This is a genomic window from Pelagibius sp. Alg239-R121 (assembly GCF_947331435.1).
Taxonomy (GTDB): Bacteria; Pseudomonadota; Alphaproteobacteria; order Kiloniellales; family Kiloniellaceae; genus Denitrobaculum.
In genome coordinates, this window is the sequence record NZ_CAMZOF010000014.1 from 56321 (window position 1) to 66179 (window position 9859).

Consider the following 9859-nt stretch of genomic DNA (forward strand, 5'->3'; position numbering starts at 1 on the left):
AAAAGAAAAACGTTAAGATATTGATATACGATGAGTGTCCGAAAAACCATAAAAAGACAATACCAGGGTATTGTTGACCGCGCAGCTTTACAGCTGTCTGCTGTTCAAAAGCCGCCGGAAGGCTGGGTTGCCACCGTCCGCAAAGCGCTCGGCATGTCCGGTGCGCAGCTCGCGCGCCGTTTGGGTGTGTCGCGGGCCTCCGTTTCGCAAACGGAAAAAAACGAACTAAGTGGAAGCGTGACGCTCAAACATATGCAGAGCACCGCCGAAGCGCTCGGTTGTCGGTTTGTCTATGCGATCGTTCCTGTGGGCCCCACTGAAGATTTGATCCGTGATCAAGCTGAGCGAAAGGCAACAAAGCTCGTGCGCCGCGCCAGTGGGCATATGGCATTGGAAAGCCAATCCCTTCCGCTTGAAAAAAACAAAGAGGAAATCGCCCGTCTGTGTGATGAGTTGATCCGCGACATGCCTTCTGATTTCTGGGAAGAGCGGTGATCAATGATGCTGCACCTGAAGGTGCAACGCCGCTCGATCCGGATGAACGTGAAGGCTTGAAGCCCAAACACATCACAACACGTGGTGAGCTTGATGAGTTGGAGCAGGCCAATATCCAGACCGGCCTGCAATGGGTTTCAAGGAGCCGTCAGAAGGACATACTGACAGACGATTTTCTTCGCACACTCCATAAACGGCTGTTCGGAGAGATCTGGAATTGGGCCGGAACCTATCGCCAGACCGAAAAGAATATCGGCATCGATCCACTTCATATTGGGGTGGAACTACGCACATTGGTCGATGATGCACGCTATTGGACCGAGAACGATACCTATCCGCCGCTCGAAGCCGCCGCGCGGTTTCACCATCGAATGGTACAAATCCATCCATTCCCTAATGGCAATGGTCGACATGCACGAATTGCGGCGGACCTCTATTTGGAGCGTCACTTCGGGCATACTCCGATCGAGTGGACTCACGGTTTCGATCTTCAAACAGATAATGAACGCCGCAATGCTTACATCGCTGCGCTGCGCGCTGCTGACGGAGGTAAATTTGATCCGATATTAGAGCTTGTCGGTGCAAACCAACTCTAGAGCGAGTCTCGCATACAGATACCGAATAGGCGTGGCACCCATCTCATTGAATTGTTTGTTCTGCCTGGTATCACGTCTCCGCTGACGCGTTTTCTGATTGACGAAAGTTGCCACTTCTCCATTGATCGCGGAATCAAAAGCGCGATCACGGAGACAGACCATGTCGAATGATCACCTCACCCTCACGGTTCCCGACGAATGTCAGAACAATAGAGCCGCCACGACCAATTTTGGCCACGTTGGGGCCGTCTTCGAGAACTCTCGCAGGGATACAGGAGAAACCTTTCTCAACGCCAACCCCGAAATTCCGGTTGGTGCCACTGAGCTGGTTGTTTCCCAGCCCAAGGCGGATGGCGAAGCCTACGAGTAGTTTTCAGTGTGTCACTGACGCGGCACTATTCTCTTTCGTTTGAGCCACGCGGAATCTGGCATCGCCAGTACCGACACCAGGTGCTCGAACACAGGGTTGATTGGTCACTTCCCGTACAGCGTCGAAGTCAGTGCAGACGCCTCTGCCGACGTGACATCGGTCTCGTTCATATCGGCGCCCAGGGGCGCAGTCTGGCGGTCTTGACCGCCCTTGATCAAGACCTCCTTGCAGGTTGTCGCGCCTGGCGCGCCACTCCGGGAGCCGTCTCCCCATAGTTTCCCAGTGGAAACCACTGGCTACTGCCAGCCCTACGGGTGGGTGATCCCCCTCGTCTCCCTCCGGGTATGACCAATTCCCATCCGCTCATCGCCGCTTTGCTAGCTCAGTTGCATGCGCAACTGACTATCCAAGGAAGGACAAAGGGTCATGGAATTGATTCTGCCAATTCAACGTACACAGATGCTCGCCAACTTTGAGAATGAAGGACCCGACCACGCCCCGGTGGTCAAGTGGTTCTGCCCCTGGAACAGTGGAACCTGGTTGCTCAGCGAGATCAAACCCGCCGACGAAGACATTCTATTCGGGTTGTGCGATCTGGGATTTGGCTTCCCTGAATTGGGCTACGTTTCACATGAGGAGATCGAAGAGATCATCGGCCCCGGCGGTCTCAAGATCGAACGGGACATTCACTTCAAACCGCTTGCGAGTCTAAGTGTCTACACCATGGCGGCGAAACAGGCCGGAGGGATTGTCACGGACCCGGCTTCTCTCATGCGGGCCTATCAGTTCCTCGCGGAAGACGCCAAGCGTGAAGGCAAAAAGCTGCGCTCCAGGCTGCTCAACGAGAAGAACGGTGAAGCCATCTCGTTCCCGCTCTTCAATGGCCTTTCCGCCATCAGCTGAGGAAAAAGAGGGGATCGAACCTTATCCCCTCTCTCACTCATAGATCGCAAAGTGAATTTTCTCGAGGACAGTTATTATGAAAAACGGACACGAAGAGCCTTACGCGCATGCTTCTTACCGTATAGCTGGGCCCACCCATATCGCCTTCAGCGGCGGCAGAACCTCTGCATATATGCTGTATCACATCCTAGCGGCCCATGACGGTAAGCTGCCGTCCGATGTGGTTGTTTCCTTCCAGAACACAGGCCGCGAGATGCCTGAAACTCTGGACTTCGTGGCAGACTGCGCAAGGCATTGGTCGGTACCGATAACCTGGCTCGAACGGGACTCTGACGACGATCGAGGATTTCGGACTGTCGGTCACAACGACGCGGCGCGCAACGGCGAGCCTTTCCAGCGGCTCGTCGAGGAGCGGGGGTATTTGCCGAACGCCGTGGCCAGGTTCTGTACGGCTGAGCTTAAGGTTCGCGTGGCAAAGCGGTACATGTTGAGTCTGGGTTACAGCCACTGGACATCCGTTCTGGGTCTTCGGGCCGACGAAGCGAAGCGGGTTGCGCGGGCTTGTGCACCAACCAAAGAGAGGTGGCAAAACCATTGCCCTTTGGCAGATGCTGGGATCACGAAACGGCAGATTAGTGCGTTCTGGAAGCGGCAAACTTTTGACCTCCGGCTCGCGAACGTCGAGGGCAAAACCCCCCTTGGAAACTGCGACGGCTGTTTCTTGAAATCGGAAAAGACCCTTGCGGCTTTGATTCGGGACTTTCCTGAACGAGCACAATGGTGGCTCGACGTTGAAAGTGGCGTCCGGACCCGGGGGCGAGCTTCGCGGTTCAACAAGAACTTTGCCCTTGCTGATCTTGCGTCCTTCGTCGATCGGCAAGGTGACTGGGTCTTTGATCAAGAAGACGCCTTGTGCGATGCCCCTCACGGTTTTTGTGAGTGATCGTGGATTACTGGACCCTTGGAGCTTTGGTCGATGCCAACATTGTTGTGAGCGCCTGGTGCGAGGGCTGCCGACACAAGAACCATATCGACCCTCGCGATCTTATCAATCGCCCTACCCTCTCCCCATTTGTCTACGTACGCGAGCTGCGAGAGAAGGTGCGATGCAGCGCCTGCGGTTCGAACGCGGTCCAGTTGTTGTTGCAGGAACGCCAGGTTATCGAGACATGGGATTCAGATCCGGACAGTTAGACGGAACTCCGAACTATGAGATCATTCGTTCGGCCCACTCGGTAAAATCCCTGCCGAGGATTGTCTTCCATCCACATACGGCTTCTAACTTGCCAGCGGGTGAAACTCATGGAGGAAGCTACAGGGCGGCTCAAGAACCTCAACGATGACAAACTCAGAGCCCACAACTTTGAGGCACAACAGGAGAAAGCTGCCCGGGATTGTCTGCGGCGCTAGTTCAACATGTGAAGTCTGTCCCACAATCGAGCAGTAAACTTGTAATCTTTAGGTTCGTATTGTAAATCCGCCATAGATCCGCTAAATAGGACAAAAAACCGGACATGAAAAGGACGAGTGTTTAATTTTCCTTATGCACAAGATACTGACAATAAATATAAATGATCAGAAACAAAGTGGACATTAAAGCGGACATGCGTGCGGACACTGCCGAGACCAACGGATCGGTCGAAGATCTCGGCGAAAGCGTCGCTCTTATGGAACCACTCCTTATCGGTGAAAGCACCAGGCAGCGGGCCGCTCTAACCGATTTGGTCGTCGATCTGGCCGCAAAGACCGCCGGGCTTCGCCGCAGCTTGCCAAGCGGCATCGTGACCGCGCTATCCGATCTGGTCCGCTCGATGAACTGCTACTACAGCAATCTGATCGAAGGTCACGACACCCATCCCGTCGATATCGAGCGTGCCTTGAAAGGCGACTACAGCGGTGACCCTGAGCGCCGTAATCTCCAGCTCGAAGCCAAGGCACATATCGCCGTCCAGGCCTGGATCGATACAGGCGGGCTTGATGGTCGGCCCCTATCGGCTGAAGGTTTGTGCGATGTCCATCGCCGTTTTTGCGAGCTGCTTCCCGACGAGCTGCTGTGGGTTACGGAGCCAGAAACCAAAGAGCGGTTGAGAGTCGAACCAGGCACGCTTCGGACGCAGTCTGTCCAAGTCGGCCGACTCCTGGCCATCAGTCCCGGCGCTGTTCCCAGATTTCTCGATCGATTCGAAACAACCTACAAGAATCTCGGCAAAACGGACGCGGTGCTGGCCGCAGCAACAGGCCATCATAGATTTCTGTGGATCCACCCATTCCTGGATGGCAACGGTCGTGTCGCACGGTTGATGTCCTATGCCGCCTTGCGTCAGACGCTAGATACCGGTGGGATTTGGTCGGTGGCGCGCGGTCTTGCCCGCAATGAAGCCGCATATAAGAACCATCTCACCGCCTGCGACTTGCCGCGGCGGAACGATCTCGATGGTCGCGGCAACCTCAGCGAAGAGGCGCTTGCGGACTTTATCAGCTTCTTTCTGAAGACCTGTATCGACCAGGTGGACTTCATGGAAAGTCTCGTTCAGCCTAATGGCCTGCGCGATCGCATCCTACTATGGTGTGCCGAGGAGACACGCGGCAATCGCCTGCCCCCGCACGCCGGATCGGTCTTGGAAGCCATCCTCTATCGCGGTGAACTGCCCCGCGGTGAAGTCGCGAACATACTCGGTACCGGCGATCGCCAGGCACGACGGATCACATCAGCCTTGTTGGATCGCGAAGTGCTGACATCAGAAACGACACGGGCGCCGCTGCGTCTCGCCTTTCCAGCAGCCCTTGCATCTCGCTGGATGCCCGGGCTATTCCCTGAGAAGGCGTTGTCAGGCTAAATCGGTATGAGCCGAAGCGAGGCGTCTGATAGCCTCCTGCAATGCGTAACCCCTTCCGATTCTTCAACAGTTCGCCCGAGGTAATCCACCTCTCGGTAATGATGTACATCCGCTATCCCTTGTCGCTGAAACAGGTCGAAGATCTCCTTTACGAGCGCGGGATCGATAACTGCCATGAGACAGTGCGGTTTTGGTGGAGCCGGTTCGGTCCGATATTCGCCGATGAGATCAGGAAGAAGCGGTCGGCGACACTGCTATTCGCGAATGCGGGCGCTGACTCAATAGTCGAGCTGAGAATTCACGCCGACCGTTCCGACGACGAGAAAGGACAATGGCGAAGTTTACGTTCATCAAGACCTTGCAGAAATTCACCTCCGTACGAGTCTCTGTCTATAACCACTTCAACCACGACCGCCACTTCACCCGCCGCGCCGTCTACCGCTTCACCGCCCTTGTCGAGTGGCGTCAACTGGCGGCCTGAAACCCATGCCTTCGAGGATCTTCGAGACTGATTCGTGTTAACTTGACAATGCCACCTATTCCACTTTGTCGAAATCTTCCGTGTTTCTTCTGAATGATTCGCCACTGCGTTTGGTGCCATTTGTATCAAAACTAGCCATATCAACCTTATTACCATCAATACCAGATGGCCAATTAAGCGTAATATAAGCTATGTCGCCGCTTTGGTTGGTAAAACCACCTGCAATCCGCTTTCCTTTGGCTAACCCTAGAGCATCCCAAGTGCAGCCAGCGACTCCTCGCGACTGGATGGCATAGGGGCCATCCGTGAATCTTAAATTGCGGAGTGATTTAAGCTTAGTAACATTTATTTGGCATTGCGGATTTGCAGTTGAAACATATTTTCCACCCATTTCCGCTGAAAGTGGCGTTATGGTGGACATTGTGGCGGCGGCCACAACGCAAAGGTAAAGTGTTTTCATCTTGCATGTCTCCCTCACAATTTGTTCATTTTGATATAAAAGAAAACCTCTAGCTCCAGGAAGTGGAACAGGGTCAGAATCTCCGGCTCACACGAACCTTCATGCGTATGAATCTTCGGACAAAGAACTCTATTCGGAGCTAGAAACTCGCACACCTCCCAAATGGGAGGTCAGTTTCAACGAGGAGAATAGGTCATGAGAAGACGAATCAGATCTGGCTGACTGCGGGTGTCAGTCTTCCGAAAAATCAGTTTCAGTCTTTGACGTGCCGTGCCTTCAGTAATGCCCAGTCGACAAGCAGCGGAGATGAGCGAATACCCTGCCAACAAGCTTTCGCAAAGGGCTCTTTCTGCATTTGTTAGGTCATAAAACGCTGAGACTACAGAAGCATCTAAAAAGCTCGAATGATTGGGGTCTAGAATCTCTAGTAAAACTCGCGCATCCAAGCCGGCATCATCTAACAACGAAGGGATTGGATAGAACGTCAGGTTATATGGCCTAGTTGATGCTGGATTGGACATCTGCACGCAGGACGATCTAGGCTCTGCCTCATTACCGCGCGATGAATTGGCCGTTGTCCAAATAGCGCGATCTATCTCTCTCTGTGTTTTCGAATCCTCAACTCTGAGCTGGCCTGAACGAAGGTTTAGAACACTTTGCCTTCGAAGGAAATCCTCGGCCTCTTCATTCACTTTTACGACTGTACCTCCCGATTTCAGGATCAAGACCGGGCGAGGCTGACTATCCAACAGGCGGTCGATTGTGCGTTCATGGCTTTGTAGAGAAATAAACTTCTGGCGCAAAACCAGGCTGTTCTGAACATGAGGGACAAGCCGCTGGTAGGCCAGGAGATCCTTGTTCGTATAAGCGTCGGATTGCAGGCCACCGTAAACGCTCATCATGACTCTGGGGACCCCGCTTCGTCCGGTCCCGTCATGGACCGTTGAAGCAATCAAATTCTTGACTTCAATGTACCGTGTGTAGTCGTTGAAATACTCCGATTCCTCAAAGAGCTTGTCATCGATCAATTCTTGACCGATGAAACACGTTCCCGAACGAATATATCCCATTGTTTCAGCGTTGAGCGACCATAGGTCGCGCGTATGATAATACTCTACGTATTCCTTCAGATCGTTTGCAGACAGATCCAAGCTGGCCCAGAGGCTGTTGTTCGCTGTCGGTGCCACATGAGGTGTGAACATCAGACAGCGCGCGCCATTAAAAAGATGTCGCACATCTTGCATGACTCCTGGCCATAACCCGTCGTCGGTGGAGGCTTCGTAGATTTTTTCTATGATCTTGTGTACAGATTTCATAGAGATCGTGCGCCGGTATTGCATTGGGCTTACATCATCAAATTCTATCAGAAATCCCTTATTTCGCGAATAAATTTGTTTGAGCTCTACTCATGGGCTTGCATAGATTCAGTTGCCCTATCAAAAGGCGCTCTGGCGCCTTTATCGAAGAGACCGATTAGTAAGATAGGGAGCATGTTGTGGAATCTAGCTGCATAAATGATGTTGCATAAACAAAACGCGAAAAAGATTAATGCAACACGAAGTCCGGCTACGCGCGCGTTTCGACAACCGTACAGAATCTGAATCTCGAGCTTAACGCGCTTTGCGAACCCGGTTGCCAAGAAACCTACAGCAAGAAGCTTTCGTCTGACTGGGTGATCCTTCCGGAACTTGAGAAAGCCAAGTCCCGACTCCGTGAAGACGATACGCTCGTTGTCTGGAAGCTCGACCGCCTAGGACGGCAGACCGTCGGTCTGCTGGGCGTCACCTAGGAGCGCACAGTTCGCGGTCTCGAAGCCCGAAGGCACTCAGTTAGGCCGAAAAGAAAGCTAGACGATAAGCAGATTGGGGTTGTTATCCAGTTGCTGGAGACGCCACACGATGATGGTAGCTTTCCCTCTTGCGAGGAATTCGCCACCGTCTTCAATGTGGACAAATGCCACCATTTCACAACGTGTGCGCGAATTCAAAGCAAGGAGCTGATCGAGGATTACTGGACTCTTGGGGCCTTGGGGTGCCAATATCGTTCTGAGCTGTATTGGTTCTGACCTAATTTGTAGTAGTTCAGACTCGATCTGACAGTTACCGGCTTGGATGTGGCGTCTGTCAGATTAGGTCAGAACTAATATGACTAACTTCTACGGGAGTGGACCGACCCGCTCACTTAGGGCATTGCAGCTTGCACCTATTTCAACAGTCTCGCGGCCCGGCTCAATTCCGCTTCTGCGTCGTTGTAATACTCTGAAGCCTGTTGCACTGACTTGTGCTGGGACTGCTGCATGGCCTCTGCCAACGGTATTCCATCTCTTGCTGCTTGGGTGAGGTATCCGGCGCGCAAACCATGCGCACTGTAATCTTTGACATCATAGCCTGCGCTCTTGAGTCGAGACTTGATAACCCAAGCGATCCCGGCTTCGGTCATCCCGCGTTCACCTACATTCTCCCAGCGATCAACTTGGCGAAAAACATATCCCTCTTCGATGTTCTCACTCTCCAGCCAAGTCAATAGTGCCTCAACGGGCCGACCAATCAACTTTACCGCTGCACCGTCTTCCGCATCTGTCGTCTTTGTGCGTCCGAGTTCGATCGTAATACAGGGCAATAAAGGACTTTCCGGATCTTCAGGGTCCGCAGGCACAGGTTCTTCTTCGATTAGTTGCTTAACTTTGAGGGAGGCTAGTTCGCTGCGTCTGCGGCCCCCTGACCCAAAGGCGACCGATAGCAAGGCGCGATCACGCAAAGCAGCCGGTCCTCCATCCCCACAGGTCTCCATGAGATCTTCGAGAATGTTGCGTGTAATCGCGCGACGGCTGTTTCGAACCCTCGGCCGATCGGCAGCTTTGGCAGCCCGTTTAACAGACTCACGTAGGCTGGGTGAATCAAAAGGACCTTTCTGCCCGCGAATGCGGTGCAGCGTGGCCCAGCTGGACAGGCGTCGTCGCACTGTCGCCGGTGCTTGTGGACCTTGGGAGCGCAACAGGTCACGCTCACGGAGTATATGCTCAACTTCTGGCGGCATGCCATGATTCGGATCTCGGGCACGCTCGGCCGCATCGTAAAGGTGATGCGCCACATACTTGAGCGCCAAAGATTCAGGTGCCGGCCAAGTTAAAGCCTGATCGGTAGCCGCCAGGCACCAAGCTTCAAGGTAAGCAAGGTCCGAAGTCAAGGCCCGCAAAGAGTTCTCAGGCGTGCCTTTGCGCGCCAGATGTTTAAGTGTGTTGAGATCAGCGTCGGTGAGAAGGTCTGTGACCAAATCCTGACGCTCGAAGGAGACCACGGAAATCAAAGAGCCCAACCGGTCGCTCGAATCTACTGAAGGTTCAGTCATGTTTCGGTCGATCTTTGGTTGCTCTGTTCATAGTCGCGGCGGTGCTTCTCAGTCAACTTTGCCTCTAATGCTCATTCCGCTTTAACAGCGGTGTCGAACCATTCGGTCTTCGATCGGCCTTTGTTCCGGTTCTTCCCCAGAAACGCAACAAGCTCCACTGCCCAAAGAGAGGACGAGCAATTGGCAACCCGTAAGTGCGATGCAAATTACGCTCCGGCGTATTGTGCTCTATGTAGACGCCTCGGTACAACTCATCTCTGTTTGTAGAAAGATCCTGATTCATTAGACACGATCCCGCAACACCATTTGAAAAATCGACCTTTCGCACAGAGCTGCTTGTCAAAGGGTCCGCACCCTGGGGTAGTGGGT

11 protein-coding genes and 1 pseudogene are annotated in these 9859 nt (G+C 53.3%); 8 read left to right on the forward strand and 4 right to left on the reverse strand.

Annotation, left to right across the window (positions count from 1 at the left end; all coding sequences use genetic code 11):
* Positions 1-30: 30 nt before the first annotated feature.
* The 3 genes from QMZ18_RS33645 (at position 31) to QMZ18_RS33655 (ending at position 1461) form a co-directional block, all read left to right on the forward strand.
* On the forward strand, positions 31-495 hold the full coding sequence (locus QMZ18_RS33645; protein WP_282610836.1) for a mobile mystery protein A: 465 nt from the start codon (positions 31-33) through the stop codon (positions 493-495).
* Positions 492-1091, forward strand: a complete 600-nt coding sequence (locus QMZ18_RS33650) for a mobile mystery protein B (RefSeq protein ID WP_282610837.1) — start codon at positions 492-494, stop codon at positions 1089-1091. Before QMZ18_RS33645 ends, QMZ18_RS33650 begins: the two co-directional genes overlap by 4 nt.
* A 160-nt stretch (positions 1092-1251) precedes the next feature.
* Positions 1252-1461: a hypothetical protein gene (locus tag QMZ18_RS33655; protein ID WP_282610838.1), complete on the forward strand. Its 210-nt coding sequence runs from the start codon at positions 1252-1254 to the stop codon at positions 1459-1461.
* Positions 1462-1565: 104 nt separating this feature from the next.
* On the opposite strand, the gene QMZ18_RS33660 is transcribed toward QMZ18_RS33655, so the two are convergent.
* Positions 1566-1754: a hypothetical protein gene (locus tag QMZ18_RS33660; RefSeq protein WP_282610839.1), complete on the reverse strand. Its 189-nt coding sequence runs from the start codon at positions 1752-1754 to the stop codon at positions 1566-1568.
* 133 nt (positions 1755-1887) lie between these two features.
* Here QMZ18_RS33660 and QMZ18_RS33665 point away from each other — a divergent pair, with 133 nt between their 5' ends.
* The 4 genes from QMZ18_RS33665 (at position 1888) to QMZ18_RS33680 (ending at position 5682) form a co-directional block, all read left to right on the forward strand.
* Complete coding sequence (locus tag QMZ18_RS33665; RefSeq protein ID WP_282610840.1) at positions 1888-2364, forward strand: DUF2958 domain-containing protein; 477 nt, start codon at positions 1888-1890, stop codon at positions 2362-2364.
* Between the two features lie 76 nt (positions 2365-2440).
* Entirely contained in the window at positions 2441-3307 is an 867-nt protein-coding gene (locus QMZ18_RS33670) for a phosphoadenosine phosphosulfate reductase family protein (RefSeq protein ID WP_282610841.1), read from the forward strand.
* A gap of 643 nt (positions 3308-3950) precedes the next feature.
* Positions 3951-5201: a Fic family protein gene (locus tag QMZ18_RS33675; protein WP_282610842.1), complete on the forward strand. Its 1251-nt coding sequence runs from the start codon at positions 3951-3953 to the stop codon at positions 5199-5201.
* Between the two features lie 331 nt (positions 5202-5532).
* Positions 5533-5682: a hypothetical protein gene (locus tag QMZ18_RS33680; protein ID WP_282610843.1), complete on the forward strand. Its 150-nt coding sequence runs from the start codon at positions 5533-5535 to the stop codon at positions 5680-5682.
* 55 nt (positions 5683-5737) lie between these two features.
* On the opposite strand, the gene QMZ18_RS33685 is transcribed toward QMZ18_RS33680, so the two are convergent.
* Both QMZ18_RS33685 and QMZ18_RS33690 read right to left on the reverse strand, forming a co-directional pair.
* Entirely contained in the window at positions 5738-6142 is a 405-nt protein-coding gene (locus tag QMZ18_RS33685) for a hypothetical protein (RefSeq protein ID WP_282610844.1), read from the reverse strand.
* Between the two features lie 176 nt (positions 6143-6318).
* Positions 6319-7458 carry a hypothetical protein gene (locus tag QMZ18_RS33690; protein ID WP_282610845.1) on the reverse strand — a complete coding sequence of 380 codons (1140 nt, stop codon included), beginning with the start codon at positions 7456-7458 and terminating at the stop codon, positions 6319-6321.
* Positions 7459-7718: 260 nt separating this feature from the next.
* Between QMZ18_RS33690 and QMZ18_RS37145 the strand changes: the two are divergent.
* Positions 7719-7931: pseudogene (locus QMZ18_RS37145) on the forward strand (recombinase family protein); the annotation flags it as partial.
* Positions 7932-8344: 413 nt separating this feature from the next.
* On the opposite strand, the gene QMZ18_RS33695 reads toward QMZ18_RS37145, so the two are convergent.
* On the reverse strand, positions 8345-9490 hold the full coding sequence (locus QMZ18_RS33695; protein ID WP_282610846.1) for a tyrosine-type recombinase/integrase: 1146 nt from the start codon (positions 9488-9490) through the stop codon (positions 8345-8347).
* Positions 9491-9859: the final 369 nt, after the last annotated feature.